Source organism: Kitasatospora sp. NPDC032121, assembly GCF_055580145.1.
In genome coordinates this window covers 296,387-311,906 of the sequence record NZ_JBVILX010000007.1, presented here as the reverse complement: position 1 = coordinate 311,906, position 15,520 = coordinate 296,387, and the positions used below count along the sequence as shown (strand labels likewise).

13 protein-coding genes are annotated in these 15,520 nt (G+C 74.4%); 3 read left to right on the top strand and 10 right to left on the bottom strand.

Annotated features, from left to right (window positions below):
- Positions 1-149 precede the first annotated feature (149 nt).
- The 6 genes from ACZ5OX_RS20770 to ACZ5OX_RS20745 all read right to left on the bottom strand — a co-directional run bounded on the left by ACZ5OX_RS20770 (position 150) and on the right by ACZ5OX_RS20745 (position 6,361).
- The gene (locus tag ACZ5OX_RS20770) at positions 150-1,010 is read right to left on the bottom strand and encodes a universal stress protein (protein WP_465631796.1); all 861 of its coding nucleotides are present in this window, start codon (positions 1,008-1,010) and stop codon (positions 150-152) included.
- 491 nt (positions 1,011-1,501) lie between these two features.
- Positions 1,502-2,281: a GntR family transcriptional regulator gene (locus ACZ5OX_RS20765; RefSeq protein WP_392877453.1), complete on the bottom strand. Its 780-nt coding sequence runs from the start codon at positions 2,279-2,281 to the stop codon at positions 1,502-1,504.
- A 210-nt stretch (positions 2,282-2,491) separates the two neighbouring features.
- Positions 2,492-3,331 carry a sulfite exporter TauE/SafE family protein gene (locus ACZ5OX_RS20760; protein WP_465631794.1) on the bottom strand — a complete coding sequence of 280 codons (840 nt, stop codon included), beginning with the start codon at positions 3,329-3,331 and terminating at the stop codon, positions 2,492-2,494.
- Positions 3,328-4,749, bottom strand: coding sequence for an MBL fold metallo-hydrolase (locus tag ACZ5OX_RS20755; protein ID WP_465631792.1), 1,422 nt, complete (start codon positions 4,747-4,749; stop codon positions 3,328-3,330). The genes ACZ5OX_RS20760 and ACZ5OX_RS20755 overlap by 4 nt, the downstream gene beginning before the upstream one ends.
- Before the next feature lie 134 nt (positions 4,750-4,883).
- Positions 4,884-6,083 carry an NAD(P)/FAD-dependent oxidoreductase gene (locus ACZ5OX_RS20750; RefSeq protein WP_465631790.1) on the bottom strand — a complete coding sequence of 400 codons (1,200 nt, stop codon included), beginning with the start codon at positions 6,081-6,083 and terminating at the stop codon, positions 4,884-4,886.
- Between the two features lie 146 nt (positions 6,084-6,229).
- The gene (locus tag ACZ5OX_RS20745; protein WP_465631789.1) at positions 6,230-6,361 is read right to left on the bottom strand and encodes a hypothetical protein; all 132 of its coding nucleotides are present in this window, start codon (positions 6,359-6,361) and stop codon (positions 6,230-6,232) included.
- Between ACZ5OX_RS20745 and ACZ5OX_RS20740 the strand changes: the two genes are divergently transcribed.
- The 3 genes from ACZ5OX_RS20740 to ACZ5OX_RS20730 all read left to right on the top strand — a co-directional run bounded on the left by ACZ5OX_RS20740 (position 6,360) and on the right by ACZ5OX_RS20730 (position 10,296).
- Positions 6,360-7,487 (top strand): NADH:flavin oxidoreductase, encoded by a 1,128-nt coding sequence (locus tag ACZ5OX_RS20740; RefSeq protein ID WP_465631787.1) that lies wholly within the window; start codon positions 6,360-6,362, stop codon positions 7,485-7,487. The genes ACZ5OX_RS20745 and ACZ5OX_RS20740 overlap by 2 nt on opposite strands.
- 652 nt (positions 7,488-8,139) lie before the next feature.
- Entirely contained in the window at positions 8,140-9,447 is a 1,308-nt protein-coding gene (locus ACZ5OX_RS20735) for an aldehyde dehydrogenase family protein (protein ID WP_465631785.1), read from the top strand.
- A gap of 69 nt (positions 9,448-9,516) precedes the next feature.
- Entirely contained in the window at positions 9,517-10,296 is a 780-nt protein-coding gene (locus ACZ5OX_RS20730) for a maleylpyruvate isomerase family mycothiol-dependent enzyme (RefSeq protein ID WP_465631783.1), read from the top strand.
- A gap of 40 nt (positions 10,297-10,336) precedes the next feature.
- Here ACZ5OX_RS20730 and ACZ5OX_RS20725 read toward each other — a convergent pair whose 3' ends face one another.
- The 4 genes from ACZ5OX_RS20725 to ACZ5OX_RS20710 all read right to left on the bottom strand — a co-directional run bounded on the left by ACZ5OX_RS20725 (position 10,337) and on the right by ACZ5OX_RS20710 (position 15,501).
- Positions 10,337-11,614, bottom strand: a complete 1,278-nt coding sequence (locus ACZ5OX_RS20725) for a chymotrypsin family serine protease (RefSeq protein WP_465631782.1) — start codon at positions 11,612-11,614, stop codon at positions 10,337-10,339.
- Between the two features lie 166 nt (positions 11,615-11,780).
- Entirely contained in the window at positions 11,781-13,457 is a 1,677-nt protein-coding gene (locus ACZ5OX_RS20720) for an ABC transporter ATP-binding protein (protein ID WP_465631780.1), read from the bottom strand.
- Positions 13,454-14,443 carry an ABC transporter permease gene (locus tag ACZ5OX_RS20715; protein ID WP_465631778.1) on the bottom strand — a complete coding sequence of 330 codons (990 nt, stop codon included), beginning with the start codon at positions 14,441-14,443 and terminating at the stop codon, positions 13,454-13,456. Before ACZ5OX_RS20715 ends, ACZ5OX_RS20720 begins: the two co-directional genes overlap by 4 nt.
- Complete coding sequence (locus ACZ5OX_RS20710) at positions 14,440-15,501, bottom strand: ABC transporter permease (RefSeq protein ID WP_465631776.1); 1,062 nt, start codon at positions 15,499-15,501, stop codon at positions 14,440-14,442. Before ACZ5OX_RS20710 ends, ACZ5OX_RS20715 begins: the two co-directional genes overlap by 4 nt.
- Positions 15,502-15,520: the final 19 nt, after the last annotated feature.

Here is a 15,520-nt window from a genome sequence, read left to right as displayed (position 1 = left end):
GGCGTACCGGCCCTCGTCGGCGAGCCGGCCGAACACACCGGGCACCTGCGCCTGGAACCCTCTGCTCATCCCCCCCCCCCCCCCCCCCCCCCCCCCCCCCCCCCCCCCCCCCCCCCCTCCCCCCCCCACGGCCGTCCGCCGGTCCGGTCTCAGTCGTGCGGCACGACCGCGACCGGGCCGTGCGCGTGGTGGAGGACGGCGTGGGTGACGGAGCCCAGCCAGGGCGCGGCCGGGTGGAGCCTGGGCCGGCGGCGCCCCACCACCGTCAGGCAGGCGCTCCGGGAGGCCTCCACCAGCGCCCGTCCGGCCGACCAGGCGGTGAGCTCGGCCTGGACCCGGACCTCCGGGTGCTTCTCCCGCCAGGGGGCCAGCGCCTCCTGGAGCCTCGTCAGCTCCGCGGCCTCCAGCGCCTCCCTGACCTCCGGCTGGTAGACCACGCCCTCGGCCGAGTACGGCCCGGCGGGCACCTTCCGGCTCTCCAGCACGCGCAGCGTCGCGCCCCGCGCCGCCGCCTGTTCGAAGGCGAAGGCGATGAGGTCCGGGCAGGCCTGGTCGCTGTCCAGCCCGAGCACCACGTCGCCGGAGCCCTCGCCCTGACCGTCGGCCCCGGCCCTGAGCACCACGACGGGGCAGTTCGCGTGGCCCGCCACCCGCAGCGAGACCGAGCCGACCAACAGCCCGGCGAACCCTCCCAGACCGCGCGAGCCGAGCACCAGCAGGCCGTCGCGCCCTCCGGCGGCGGCGAGCGCGTACGCCGGGTTCCCGGGCACCTGGTCGCAGGTCAGCTCCAGCCCGGGCAGCACGCTCGCGATGTGGTCCCGGGTGGCGAGCACCGACGGCGGCAGCGGCTCGCCGCCGGTGTCGGGCTCCCCGGGGGCCGGCGAGCCCGTACCCCCGACGTGGAGCAGCCGCAGCGGCCGGCCGCTGCGGTGCGCCTCCTGGGCGGCCCACTCGGCGGCGGCCGCGCTCGGTTCCGATCCGTCGACTCCGACCACTACGGCGTGCGGCATGATGACGGGCCTTCCTCGTTGGACGGTCGCGGCGAGGACGCCGACGACCCGGTGTGCGATCCACGATCGCAGTTGCCGCGGGCCGTTCCCAGGGGCCGAGCAGCCCCTGGGATGGCCCGAAGGTCCCGGTCAGGACTCCGGGAACGACGTCAGGACCCCGGGACGAGGTCAGGACCCCGGGACGAGGTCAGGACTCCGGGACGACGGCGACCGGGTAGAACGGTGGTGCAGGACGGCATGGCCGATCGGGCCGAGCGCGCCGACCAGGCCGCCGGCGGCCGGCCGGTCCCGTCGTCGCTCCTCGGCCGGACCCTGCTCAGGGCCCGACAGGCCACCTTCCACCGGACACCGGGGCCGGCGGTCCCTGCCGTCCACGTATTCGTCCGGACGGCCCCGCGCCGCGCGCACCCGCCTGTGGAGCCCCCAGGTCGGGGCGGGTTCGTCCGGGTCGGGGCGGGTTCGGCCGGTTCGGCCGGGAGGGTGCGGTCCCGTCAGGGTGTCTGGACCGGGGCGCCCAGCCGGTAGTCATGGGCGGAGAACGCGGCGGCGACGGCGAAGCGGTCCGCGCGGACGAGCGTCTGCCGCCACTCGATCGCCCGCCCGTCGGCGTCGCGGCCGAGCCGGTCGATCGCGAGCAGCGCGGTGGTCTCGGGGCAGTCGAGCAGGATGCGCTCCCCCCGGCCGGGGACCACGGCGCGGATGCGTTCCCAGCCGCCGCGGATGCGGGTGCCGCAGTGGCGTTCGAGCTCGTCGTAGAGCGCGGTGTGGGTGAAGTCGACGTCGAGCAGCGGGTCGGCCAGGTCGGCGGGGAGCCAGATCCGGTCGACGGCCAGGGGTTCCTCGTCCGCCAGGCGGACCCGTTCGAGGTAGACGAGCGGCGTGGACTCCTCGAGGCCCAGTCGGGCGGCGATGACGCCGTCGGCGCGCCGGTCGAGCGCGCGCACGACGCTGCGCTGGACGGCGCCGACCTCCTCGACGGAGCGGAAGAGGCTGTACGCCTCACCGATGTCCTGCTCCAGGGGGCGGCTCGCGGTGAACCGCGAGGCCTTGCCGCGCTGGGCGGTGACGAGGCCCTCCTCGCGGAGCTTGCGCAGGGCCTCGCGGACCGTGTGCCGGCTGACCTGGTACTCGGCGACGAGGTCGTGCTCGCCGGGGAAGACGTCGCGGAACTCGCCCTCGTCGAGCCGGCGCAGCAGGTCGGCGCGCAGCTGCGCCCAGAGCGGATTGCCCGGGGCTCGCGCGAGGGTCCTGGGGCCGGGCTCGGAGGTCACGGCGCCTTCCTGGGGATCAGGGGTCGGGTGGGTGGTGCGGGACACGAGGTGAATGTTCGTACCTCCGGGGGGATAGCACAAAATCGACGGCCACCGGTCCCGCCGGGCGCGCCGATCGGGCGGCGACGGGGCACGACGGGCGGCGACCGCCGCCCGGGCGGGGTGCCCCGGGCAGCGGTCGCGCGGGCCGCGGTCGTCGTGCGGCGGCCGTCAGGCGAAGGCGCCGACCAGCATGAACGCCGCCACCGCGAGCAGGACGACGGCGAAGGCCCGCTGCAGCGCGGCCCCGGAGAGCTTCGCCGCCAGTCGCTTGCCGTCCCAGGCGCCGAGGACGGCGGCGCCCACGAACGGCCCGAAGATCGCCGGATCGATGGACACGCCCGTGACCGTCAGGCGGGTGGCGAGGGAGACGACCGAGTTGATGAGGACGACCACCAGGCTGGTGCCGACGGCCTTGCGCATCGGCAGCCGGAGCACGGACACCAGCGCGGGCACCGCGAGGAAGCCGCCGCCGACTCCCAGCAGTCCGGTCACCGCCCCGAGGCCTGCTCCGGCCGCGACCGTACTCGCGTACCCTTCCCGGCCGGCCGGCTTCGCGGACGCTCCGTCCGCGCCCCCCTCTGCCGCGCCGCCCTTCTCGGCGCCACCCGCCGCCACGCCGCCCTCCTCCGCCGGCGTCCGCCCCGCGGTTCGGGTGCCGCGCAGCATCGCCGCGGCGGCCAGCGCGGCCAGGACGGCGAACGCGGCGGTCAGCACCGGTTGCGGGATGCGGTGGGCGAGCAGGGAGGCCCCGATGGCGGGGAGGACTCCGGCCGTGGCGAACAGCGCACCGGTGCGCCACTTGACGTTGCCGGTGCCGGAGTGGCGGACGAGCGCGGTGACGGTGGTGGCGGTCACGATGACCAGGCTGGTGGTCCCTGCCTCGGAGGGCGGCAGGCCCAGCAGGTACACCAGGGCCGGGACCGCGAGCACTCCCCCGCCACCGCCCAGCGCGCCGAGCGCCACGCCGACCACGGCTCCGCAGAGCAGAGCGGTGATCAGGACGCTCACGCCGTGACGCCGTCCGAGGCCTGGTCGGCGGGGTGGAGGACCTCGCCGTGCCAGGCGGCGAAGCCGCCGCGCAGATCGGTGGCCTCGAAGCCGCGGGCGCGCAGCACGGACGCGGCCACCGAGGAGCGGTTGCCGCCGGCGCAGACCACGGTCAGCGGCTGTTCGGTCGGCAACTCGCCGAGGCGGGCGAGCAGTTCGGGCAGCGGGAGGAGCCGGGCGCCGGGGATGGTGCCCTTCTCGCGTATCTCGCCGGGGCCGCGCACGTCCAGCAGTTCGACGTCGTCCGCGCCCTCGGTGAGTCGGTCGGCGAGTTCGTCGGCGTCCACCCGCACGACCTCGGTCAGCTGCGCGGCACCGACGGCGTCCACCGGCGCGGCCAGGGCGCCCAGGACGCGGTCGAAGCCGATCCTGGCCAGCCGGTTCCGGGCCTCGAGCGCGGTGTCCGCGTCGCCGCACAGGATGACGGCCTCCTGGGCGTCCAGCACCTGGCCGGCGAGTTCGGCGAAGCGGCCGCCGAGCGGGATGTTCACCGCGCCGTGCAGGTGGGCGGCGGCGAACGCCTCCGGGTCCCGGGTGTCGAGCACGGTGGCGCCGCCGGCCCGGGCCTGGAGGAACTCCTCCGGGGTGAGCGGCGGGACGGGGGTGTCCTCGTCGAGGACCGGGCGGGCCTGGCGGTTGCGCACCGAGGTGAAGGCGAAGTAGGCGGGCGCTGCGGGCTGGCCGTCGGTCACCACGGCGACGAACTCGTCCTCGGTCATGTCGGCCAGGGCGTAGTTGCCGCCGCGCTGGTTGCCGATCGTGCAACTCAGTTCGGTGGAGAGGTTCTTGCCGCAGGCCGAGCCGGCTCCGTGCGCCGGGTAGACGCGCGTGTCGTCGGGGAGGGTCAGCAGGGCGCGGGTGGAGCGGTACAGCAGACGGGCCATCTCCTCGGCGGAGCGGCCGCGCGAGCTGAGCAGGTCCGGGCGGCCGACGTCGCCGATGAACAGGGTGTCGCCGGTGAGGACGCCGAACGGGACGGCGTCACCGGCCTGTTCGCGCACGACGACGCAGATCGACTCCGGGGTGTGGCCCGGGGTGTGCAGGATCTCCAGGTCGACGGCGCCGAGGCTGAGGTGCTCGCCGTCGCCCAGCGGGTCGGTGTCGAAGTCGAGCACGGCGGCGGAGCCGTAGGAGATGCGCGCGCCGGTGCGCTCGGCCAGCTCCAGGTGGCCGGAGAGGAAGTCCGCGTGGATGTGGGTCTCGATGACCCGCTCGATGGTCAGGCCGTGCTGTTCGGCGGTGGCGAGGTAGTCGTGGACGTCGCGCTGGGGGTCGACCACGACGGCCCGGCCGGTGGTGCGGTCGCCGACGAGGTACGAGGCGTGGGAGAGGCAGTCCAGGTAGAACTGCACGAAGACCAGGGGTCCGGCGGTCGTCATCTCAAGCTCCTGAGGGTGAGCGGTGGTTGAGCCCCGCGGCCGTACGGGCGGGGCATGGGGTGGGGTGTCGCGGCGGTGCGGCGGTGCGGCGGGCCGTGCGGGCTGCGCGGGGGCCGGGGTGCGACCCGTACCGGTCAGGCGAGCCCGCGGAGCATGAGGTTCCAGTAGAGGAACGGCAGGCCGCGCCGCTTGAGGTACCACATGTCGGTGCGCTCGCGGATGGTGTCGATCACCGGGATCGACGGGGTGGGCCGCCCGCTGTAGTCGAACTCCGCGAGCAGCATCTTGTTGCGGGCGGTGGTCAGCGGGCAGGAGGAGTAGCCGTCGTAGGAGGCCTTGGGCACCCGGCCGTTGAGGGCGGCGAGGAGGTTCTCGACGAGCACGGGCGCCTGCTTGCGCACCGCGGCGCCGGTCTTGGAGTTCGGGGACGAGCCGGCGTCGCCGAGCGCCCACACGTTGGGGTACCGGACGTGCCGCATCGTGTGCTTGTCGATCTCGACGTAGCCGGCCGGGTCGTCGGCCCCGGCGAGCGGGCTGCGCTTGACCCAGTCCGGGGCGCTCTGCGGCGGCACCACGTGGGCGACGTCGTACGGCAGGGTCGTCGTGCCCCCGCTCCCCAGGTCGGTGACGACCACCTCGCGGGCGTCCGGGCGGACCTCGGAGACCTCGCTCCCGTAGTGGACCTTGATGCCGTACCGGCGCACCACGCCGTCGAGCACGCGGGCGAACTCGGGGACGCCGAAGATGGCGGCGCCGGGGATCACCAGGTGGACGTCGATCTTGCCGAGCACGCCCTGCTGGCGCCAGTAGTCGGCGGCCAGGTAGGCGATCTTCTGCGGGGCGCCGCCGCACTTGACGGCGCCGGTCGGCATGCTGAACACCGCGCTGCCGGAGCGGGTCTCGCGGATGAAGCGCCAGGTCGCGGGGGCGTACTGGGGCAGGTAGTTGCTGGACAGGCCGTCCTTGCCGAGCCCGGCTTCCAGGCCGGGCACCCGGTCCCAGTCCAGCTGGATGCCGGGGCAGACCACGAGGTGGTCGTAGGAGACGGTGCCGCCGTCGTCCAGCGTCACTTCCCGGGCCTCGGGGTCGACGGCGACCGCGGAGCGGCGTATCCACTCCACGCCCTTCGGCATGACGGACGCCTGCGACCGGATGCTCTCCGACAGCGGCGCCCGGCCGCCGCCGACCAGGGTCCAGAGCGGCTGGTAGTAGTGACGATCGCTCGGATCGAGCACCGCGACGTCCTGCTCGCCCGCGCGGCGGAGCCTGGCCGCGACGGTGATTCCCGCGGTCCCGCCGCCGATGATCACGATCCGGTGATGCCTGGTTATCAAGGGGTCCCTCCCTGACGAAATGTACGGACATTAAAGTAGAGAGACCCGCCATCGACCGCAAGCTATTGTCCGTACATTTGCCTCAGAGGCAGGACGGCCGGGCGACGGCCGGCGCAGCAGCACGCAGCGGCGCACAGTGGCGCGGATCACAGCGAGCCGAGCGCGCGCGAAGAAATGCCGAGGCCATCGAGGTGGTTGGTACGGGCAACCGTTTCCGCCCCGGCGTGCGACATCGACGTCGCCGCCCACACCGCCACCGCGACCGCGAGGAATCCCATGACCGTCACCGAGACCGCCGCCGACCGCGCGGCCGGGATCCTGTCCCGACCCGTCACGATCAACGGGCTGACCGTGCCCAACCGCATCGCGATGGCGCCGATGACACGCCAGTTCTCCCCGGGCGGTGTGCCCGGCGAGGACGTGCGCTCGTACTACGCCCGCCGCGCCGCCGCCGGCGTCGGCCTGATCGTCACCGAGGGCACGTACGTCGGCCACGAGTCCGCCGGCCAGAGCGACGACATCCCGCGCTTCCACGGCGAGGAGCAGCTGGCCGGGTGGGCCCGCGTCGCCGAGGACGTCCACGCGGCGGGCGGCACCATCGTGCCGCAGCTCTGGCACATCGGCATGGTCCGCAAGCAGGGCGACCCGCCGTTCGCCGACGCCCCCGCCATCGGCCCGTCCGGCATCCGGCTGAACGGCACCGAGGGCACGGGGCGGGCGATGACCCGGGCGGACCTGGACGCCGTCATCGGCGCGTTCGCCGAGGCCGCCGCGGCCGCCGAGCGGATCGGCTTCGACGGCGTCGAACTGCACGGCGCCCACGGCTACCTGCTCGACCAGTTCCTGTGGGCGGGCACCAACCGCCGCACCGACGCCTACGGCGGCGACCCGGTCGCCCGCACGAAGTTCACGGCCGAACTCGTCACCGCGGTGCGCGAGGCCGTCTCCGCGGAGTTCCCGGTGATCTTCCGCTACTCCCAGTGGAAGTCGGACAACTACGACGCCCGCCTCGCCGAGAGCCCCGAGGAACTGGAGGCGATCCTCACCCCGCTCGCCGAGGCCGGCGTCGACGCCTTCCACGCCTCGACCCGCCGCTACTGGATCCCCGAGTTCGACGGCTCCGACCTCAACCTGGCCGGCTGGACCAGGAAGCTCACCGGCCGCCCCGCCATCACCGTCGGCTCGGTCGGCCTCGACGGCGACTTCGTCCGCGCGTTCGCGGGCGAGGGCGCGCCGGTCCGGGGCATCGACAACCTGCTCGACCGGCTGGAGCGCGACGAGTTCGACCTGGTCGCCGTCGGCCGCGCCCTCCTCCAGGACCCGCAGTGGGCCGCCAAGGTCCTCTCCGGCCGCTTCGCCGACCTGCGCCCCTACGACGCCGCCTCGCTCCGCACCCTGAGCTGACCACCGCCCCCGAGTGCCCGACCCCACCGCGGACGCAACACGTCGGCGGGGTCGGGCACGTACGGCCCGGCGCTGACAGCTCGCCACTTACGGCCCGGCCGGACGGCACCCGCCCTCTCCCCGTGCCGGTCGACCGGTACGTCCACTCCGCGCTCTCCAGCCTCCCCACCTCCGCAGCGGACACGGCCGCCTTCCCCACCTCCACACCGGACACGGCCGCCGTCCCCGGGCTCGAACCCGACGAGATCATGGTCCGCGGCAGCCGCATCGCCGCCGCCGTCCTCAGCGAGGACCACCCCGCCGCCGGCCACCTCAACGCTTACGGACGCACCAAGCGGCCGCCGAACGGCTCGCCCTGGCAGCCGGTGCCGTCGTACTGCGCCCCGCGCCCTCTACAGCCCGGGCGGCCCGCACCTCTTCCCGCAGCTGCCCGCCCGCCCGCGGCACGGCCTGCCGCCGCTGCCCGGCCACCCACAGCCTCACCGGCCACCGCCCCTGAGGCCCGGGCCCGCCGAGCGGCCGGCCGGTCAACCCATCCGACGGAGGATGCTTGACAATCTCAACCTTTCATCCCTAGGGTCACCATTGCTTCAGGTAGTGAAAATTTCTGCCAGCAAGCACCGTCTCCCCATCTCAAGACCGCGAGACCCTCATGACCGACGCCATCCCTTCCGTGGTCGCCCGCCTGCGGGCCGAATTCTCCACCGGCCGCACCAGGCCGCTCGCCTGGCGCCTGGACAAGCTGGCCGCCCTGCGCGCCCTGCTCACCGAGCAGGGCGCGGTGTTCCAGGAGGCCCTGCACGCCGACCTCGGCAAGAGCGCCACCGAGGCGTACCGGACCGAGATCGGCTTCACCCTCAACGAACTCGACCACACCGTACGAAACCTGGCGGAGTGGCTGGAGCCGAGGCCGGCCGCCGTACCGGAGTTCTTCCGCCCCGCCGAAGCCCGGGTCGTCCGCGACCCGCTGGGCGTGGTGCTCATCATCGCGCCCTGGAACTACCCGCTCCAGCTCGCCCTTGCCCCGCTGGTCGGCGCCCTGGCGGCCGGGAACACCGCCCTCGTCAAGCCCAGCGAGCTCGCCCCCGCGACCTCCGCGGCCATCGCCGAACTGCTGCCGCGCTACCTCGGCGAGGAGGCGGTCGCGGTCGTCGAGGGCGCCGTCCCGGAGACCACCGCGCTGCTGGAGCAGCGCTTCGACCACATCTTCTACACCGGCAACGGCGCCGTCGGACGGATCGTCATGGCCGCCGCCGCCCGGCACCTCACCCCGGTCACCCTGGAACTCGGCGGCAAGAGCCCGGTCGTGGTCGACCCCGGCGCCGACCTCGCCGTCACCGCCCGGCGGATCGCCAGCGGCAAGTTCCTCAACGCCGGACAGACCTGCGTCGCCCCCGACTACGTCCTCGCCGTCGGCGACACCGCGGCCGCCCTGGAACGCGAACTGGCCGACGCGGTGCGGGAGCTGTACGGCGAGGACCCGGCCGCGAGCACGGAGTACGGACGGATCGTCAACGAGCGCCACTTCGACCGGCTCACCGCACTGCTCGGCGACGGGCGGACCGTCGTCGGCGGCGAGCACGACCGCGCCACCCGCTACCTGGCCCCGACCGTCCTCGCCGACGTGCCCGCGACCGCCCCGGTGATGCGGACCGAGATCTTCGGCCCGATCCTGCCCGTCCTGCCGGTGCCCGACCTCGACGCGGCGATCGCGTTCATCAACGAGCGCGACAAGCCGCTCGCCCTCTACGCCTTCACCGAGTCCGCGGACACCAAGCGGCGACTGGCCGAGGAGACCTCCTCCGGCGCGCTCAGCTTCGGTCTGCCGGTCTCCCACCTGGCGATGCCCGAGCTGCCGTTCGGCGGCGTCGGCGAGAGCGGCATGGGCCGCTACCACGGCGAGTACTCGATCGACACGTTCAGCCACACCAAGGCCGTCGTCGACAAGCCCCTCGCCTGACCCGCGCCGCCCCGCCGAGACCGCACCGCCCCCTGCCACCCCTGCCCCTGAGCCCCGGAGCTTCCGCCCATGACCCCGAACGAGCACGTCACCGCCGTGGCTGCCGAGACCGACAGGTTCGCCACCGCCGTCCGGTCCGCCGACCCGACCACCCCCGTCCCCAGCTGTCCCGGCTGGACCCTCACCGACCTCCTTCGCCACGCCGGCAGCGTCCAGCGCTGGTTCACCGTCCTGCTGCGGCAGCGCATCCAGGCACCGCCCACCAGCCGGGACGTCGACCTGAAGCTCCCCGAGCGGGCGGAGGACTACCCGGCGTGGCTCACCGAGGCCGGCGCGGAGGCCGGGGCGACGTTCGCCGAGACCGACCTCGACGCCCCGATGTGGGCCTGGGGCGCCGACCAGCACGCCCGGTTCTGGGTGCGCCGGATGCTCTTCGAGACCCTCGTCCACCGCGCCGACGCCGAACTCGCGCTGGGGCTGAAGCCCGAGATCGACCCGGACCTCGCCGCGGACGGCGTCGACGAGTTCCTCACCAACCTGCCGTACGCCGCCTTCTTCGCCCCGCGCACGGCCGAACTCCGCGGCGAAGACCGCACGGTCCGCTTCACCCGCACCGACGGGGACGGCGACTGGCTGGTGCGCCTGCGCCCCGACGGCTTCGGCCTGGACGCCGCCGACCCGACCGACCCGACCGACCCGACCGACCCGACCGCCGACGCCACCGTCTCGGCCACCGCCGCCGACCTGCTGCTCCTCCTCTACGGCCGGATCGACCGCTCGGCGCCCGGGGTCGCCCTCGCCGGAGACGAGGAACTGCTGGACCTCTGGTTCACCAACTCCACCTTCTAGCAAGGCCCCTGAGCGCGCCGCAGGAGAGGTCCCGGCGCGGTCAGGACGCCGAGAACCCGAACCTGGACGCGACCGGGTCGAGCGGCGTGTAGTAGCCGGTCGAGAAGCAGGTCGTCGGGATCGCCGTCGCGCCGCACGGGACCTTCGTGTCGGTGTTCCCGGCGGTGATGACGCCGACCGGCGCCATGGCGTCGCCCTGCGGGTTGGCCACCGCCGGCCCCCCGCTGTCGCCCTGGGCGACGGCGACGCCGCCACTGCGGGACCTCACCTCGGTCGCGTCGGTACGGCCGGACGACGAGTGGACGCCCACACGCGTGACCTCCAGCTCGCAGTGGAGCCCGGACATGGCGCCGCTGAAGCAGGCGGACTGGCCCGGGTCCAGGCGCGCCGGGCCGTACAGCGGACGGGAGTCGCCGCTGTTCCAGGAGCCGCTGTAGAAGCGGGCCGCGGTCTCCTGGCCGGTCGTGACGACGGCGACGTCGAGGCCGTCGTCGTGGGCGGTGACCTCCCCGACGACGCGCTGCCCGTTGTAGACGTTCCCGCTGGTCTGGCAGTGGGCGGCGGTGAGCAGCACCCGCCGGTTGCCGACCCAGCCGGGGATTCCGGTGGAGCAGCGCGAGTTGTCGCTCAGGGCGAGGTCGGCTCCGGCGTACCAGGGCGGGGCGTCGCCGGTGCGGCCGCCCCTGGTGGAGGTCTCCGGGGAGCCGGTCCCGGCGTGGACGGGGATGCCGGCGAGCTGCTCGGCCCGGGTCTCGTAGTCGCGTACCGGGGCGTTCGCCGGCGCGAGGCGCCTGGTGGTCTTCGGCCGGTACGTCAGCAGGAGGCCGCTGCCGTCGTTGGCGGGTGAGATCGAGGACCACTCCGAGGTGTCGTTGCCGACGGCGGTGACGAACCGTTCGACGGCCCGGTCCATCTCGGAGCGGGAGTAGGCGGCCTGGTGGTAGCGGACGTCGTAGTCGGGGCTCACCGGGCCGGCGGGGTCGTGCCGCACCTGCTCGCGGGTGCGGGTGCGCCAGGAGTCGACGGCCTCGGTGATCCCGGCGGGGACGGGCCCCTTCCAGTAGAGGTCGAGGCGGTGCTCGTAGCCGTGGAACACGATCGAGGTGAAGTCGCCGCCGTCGACGCGGCCGGTGTCGACGAGCCGGTGGATCTCGTCGGCGACGGGCCGCAGGTGGTTCTCGTGGTACTCGTCGGACAGCAGGATGGCCGGCGCCATGCGGGTCTCGGCGGTGTCGCTCCGGGAGTTCCTCGCGACGGCCACGGAGGCCGCACTCAGGATCAGGACCACTGCCGCGTACAGGAGTTTCGATCCGCGCATGGGACCACCTTAGGGTGACGGCCCCCACACGCAGAGCTGTCGGCCGCCCTGCGCCGCAGCCTCCGGTTTCCCGCCGCCGGCCGCGCGCCCCCGGGCCGGCCCGCACCCCGAGAGATGCGGGCCGGCCCGGTCAGGCTCCGGCGGCCGGTCAGGCGACGGTGCCAGGTCAGACTCCGGCGGCCGCCAGCCGGGCGTCGCGCCGGGCGGTGGCCTCGGCCGGGTCCAGCACCGGCACGGCGGCCAGCAGCCCCTTGGTGTACGCGTGTCGGGGCGAGTCGTACACCGTGTCGGCGTCGCCCTGCTCCACGATCCGCCCGGCCCGCATCACCGCGACCCGGTCGCTGACCTGCCGGACCACGGCGAGGTCGTGGGCGATGAAGACCAGCGCGAGTCCGAGGTCGCGCTGCAACTCGCCCAGCAGCTCGACCACCTGGGCCTGCGTGGTGACGTCCAGCGCGGAGACCGGTTCGTCGCAGACGATCAGCCGCGGCCGGGGTGCGAGCGCCCGGGCGATGCCGACCCGCTGCCGCTGTCCGCCGGAGAACTCGTGCGGATAGCGGTGGTACCAGTCGGGGTCGAGCCCCACGCGTTCGAGGAGTTCGCCGACCCGGGCGCGGATGCGGCGCTCGTCGCGCTCTCCGGCGATGCGCAGCGGGTCGGCGACGGACTCCCCGATGGTGCGGCGCGGGTTGAGCGAGGAGACCGGGTCCTGGAAGACCATCTGCAGCTCGCGCCGCAGCGGGCGCAGTTCCTTCTCGCCGAGCGCGCCGATGTCGCGCCCCCGGTAGTGGAGTTGCCCGCCGGTCGGCTCCAGCAGCCGGACGAGCATCCGCCCGAGGGTGGTCTTCCCGGAGCCGGACTCGCCGACGATGCCCAGGGTCTCGCCGGCCCGTACGGTGAGCGAGACGCCGTCCACGGCGGTGACGGGGGCGGTGCGCCGGCTGAGGGTGCCGCGGGTGGCGAACTCCCGGCGCAGGTCGGTCGCTTCGAGCAGGACGTCGCCGCCGGCCGGCTCGCTCGGACGACCCGTCGTCTCCGGGGCACCGGGCGCGTCGACCCGGGGCACCGCGGACAGCAGCGCCCGGGTGTACGGCTCGCGCGGGGCGCCCAGCACCTCGGTGACGGGGCCGTGTTCCACCGCCCGGCCGTCCTTCATGACCAGCACGCGGTCGACGCTCCCGGCGACCACGCCCAGGTCGTGGGTGACCAGCACCAGTCCGGCGCCGGTCTCCGCGCGCAACTCGTGCAGCAGGTCGAGGATCTGGGCCTGGACGGTGACGTCCAGCGCGGTCGTCGGCTCGTCGGCGACCAGCAGCCGGGGCTCGCAGGCCAGGGCCATCGCGATCAGCACCCGCTGGCGCATGCCGCCGCTGAACTCGTGCGGACGCGACCGCGAGCGCCGCGCCGCGTCGGGGATGCCGACGCGGTCGAGCACCTCGACGGCCCGGGCCCTGGCGGCCCGGCGCGAGACGGGCCGGTGGACCCGTACGACCTCGGCGATCTGGTCGCCCACCGCGTAGTACGGGTCGAGCGCGGAGAGCGGGTCCTGGAACACCATGGCGGCCAGTCCGCCGCGCAGCCGCCGGAGTTCCGCGTCCTCGGCGGTGACGGCGTCGACGCCGGCGACCCGGACGGAGCCGCCGATCCGGGCGCCGCTCCCGCGGTGCAGGCCGAGCAGTCCGTAGGCGACGGTGCTCTTGCCGGAGCCGGACTCGCCGACGATGCCGAGCGCCTGTCCGGCCCCCAGGGTGAAGCCCACGCCGTCGACGGCGCGGACGTGGCCGTCGCCGACCGGGAAGTCGACGACCAGGTCCCGGACGTCGACGAGGGGTTCGGTGCTCACGTCAGGACCACCCTTCGGTCGGTCACCGCGTACAGCACGTCCGCGACGACATTGGCGAGGACCACGCAGAACCCGGTGACGAGGGTGAGTCCGACGACGGTCGGCAGGTCGATCAGGCCGACGGAGGTGACCAGCAGCTTGCCGAGCCCCGGGAGGCCGAAGAGCGACTCGGTCAGCACCGCTCCCCCGAACATCGTCCCGAGGTCGATCGCGGTGAGCGCGATCACCGGGGTGAGCGCGCCGCGCAGCGCGTGCCTGGTCACCAGGTGCCGTTCGCTGACGCCGTACGCCCGGAAGGTCCGGATGTGGTCGTCGGCGAGGGTCTCCAGCAGGGAGGAGCGGGTCAGCCGGGCGTACTTGGCGGACTCGTACAGGGCGAGCGTGATCCAGGGCAGCAGCAGGCCCCAGAACCACTGCTCCGGGTCCTCGGTGAGCGGCGCGTAGCTCGGGAACGGCAGCCACTGGAGCTGGGCGCACAGGACGATGAGCAGCACCAGGCCGAGGACGAAGACCGGGACGGAGTTTCCGGCCAGGGTCAGCGCGGTCAGCAGGCGCTCGCTGAGCCGGCCGCGGCGCAGCGCGGAGAGCAGTCCGGTGCCGACGCCGAGGAGCAGCCAGAGCACCATCGCGCCGAGTGCCAGCGAGGCCGTCACCGGGAGCCGGGCGGTGATCATGTCGGTGACCTGCTCGCCGCTGCGGTAGGAGACGCCGAGGCAGGGGGCCGGGCAGTGCAGCAGTCCGGTGCCGGCGCTGAAGTCGCGGCCGGCGACGATGCCCTGGAGGAAGTGGGCGTACTGGAGGTACACGGGGGCGTCGAGGCCGAGGCGTTCGCGCACCTGGGCGACCTGGGCGGGGCTGCACTTCTCGCCGCAGGCCAGCTGGGCCGGGTCGCCGGGGGCGATGTAGAACACCGCGTAGACGATCACGGAGAGGGCGAGCAGCACGCCGAGCATGCCGAGGGCCTTGCGGAGCAGGAAGCGGGTCATGCGGTGGCCTCCTCGGTGGCGTTCGACGGGCCGGGGCGGCCCGCGTTCGACGAACCGGCGCCGGAGGGCCCCGCGCCCGCCGAGGCCGCGCCGCCGCTCGACGCCCCGACCCGCAGCCGGGAGGCCGCCCGGGGGTCGAGCTCGGTGCGGACGGCGTCGCCGAGCACGGTGAAGGAGAGCACGGTGACGAACAGCAGCGCGGACGGGAGCAGCACGTACGTCGGGTCCGCGCGGAACCAGGTGGTGGCGCCGGAGAGCATCTGGCCCCAGGACGAGGTCGGCGGCTTGACGCCCACCCCGAGGAAGGACAGCCCGGCCTCGGCGATCACGTTGCCCGGCAGCAGCACCGCCGCGTAGGTGACGACCGGCGCGGCAAGCGAGGGCAGCAGTTCCCGGCGGGCGATCCGCCACCGGGTGGCGCCGGCCAGCCGGGCCGCGGCCACGTAGTCGAGCTGCCGCAGGGCGAGCGTCTGCGCCCGGACGATCCGCGAGGTGCCGGCCCAGCCCAGCAGCCCGATGACCAGGGTCAGCAGGAGCGGGCGGGGGAAGTCGGAGGGCACGACGGCCATCAGCGAGATGGCGAAGACCAGCGAGGGCAGCGCGAGCATCACCTCGGTGGTGTTGCCGATCAGCTGGTCGAGCACCCGGCTGCCGAGGCCCGCGGCGAGGCCGACCAGGACACCGATGGCGACCTGGACGACGGTGGCGCCGACGGCGACGAGCAGCGAGATCCGGGCGCCGTGGACGAGCCGGGCGAAGACGTCGCGCCCGGTGCCCGGTTCGACGCCCAGCCAGTGGTCGGCGCTGATGCCGCCGAAGGAGCCGGTGGGCACGCCGCCGGCCGCCGAGTCGAGCAGGTCGTTGTGGAAGCTGGTGGGGTCCTGCCCTTCGAGCGCGCTGAGCAGCGGTGCCGCCGCCGCGATCAGGACGAGCAGGACGATGACGAGGCCGGCGGCGAGGGCGGTGCGCCGCGCGAGCAGCCGCCGCCACACCTGCCGTCCCCCGGGGGCCGGGGAGACCGCGAGGGCCTCCCCGGCGCTGGGTTCCTGTGGAGCCATGATGGTCCGTTCGATCCGT

Coding starts and splice junctions, on each gene's coding strand:
- ACZ5OX_RS20735 (WP_465631785.1), top strand. CDS start 8,140: ATGACCGACGCCATCCCTTCCGTGGTCGCCCGCCTGCGGGCCGAATTC.
- ACZ5OX_RS20770 (WP_465631796.1), bottom strand. CDS start 1,010: ATGCCGCACGCCGTAGTGGTCGGAGTCGACGGATCGGAACCGAGCGCG.
- ACZ5OX_RS20710 (WP_465631776.1), bottom strand. CDS start 15,501: ATGGCTCCACAGGAACCCAGCGCCGGGGAGGCCCTCGCGGTCTCCCCG.
- ACZ5OX_RS20715 (WP_465631778.1), bottom strand. CDS start 14,443: ATGACCCGCTTCCTGCTCCGCAAGGCCCTCGGCATGCTCGGCGTGCTG.
- ACZ5OX_RS20725 (WP_465631782.1), bottom strand. CDS start 11,614: ATGCGCGGATCGAAACTCCTGTACGCGGCAGTGGTCCTGATCCTGAGT.
- ACZ5OX_RS20745 (WP_465631789.1), bottom strand. CDS start 6,361: ATGGGATTCCTCGCGGTCGCGGTGGCGGTGTGGGCGGCGACGTCGATG.
- ACZ5OX_RS20740 (WP_465631787.1), top strand. CDS start 6,360: ATGACCGTCACCGAGACCGCCGCCGACCGCGCGGCCGGGATCCTGTCC.
- ACZ5OX_RS20755 (WP_465631792.1), bottom strand. CDS start 4,749: ATGACGACCGCCGGACCCCTGGTCTTCGTGCAGTTCTACCTGGACTGC.
- ACZ5OX_RS20730 (WP_465631783.1), top strand. CDS start 9,517: ATGACCCCGAACGAGCACGTCACCGCCGTGGCTGCCGAGACCGACAGG.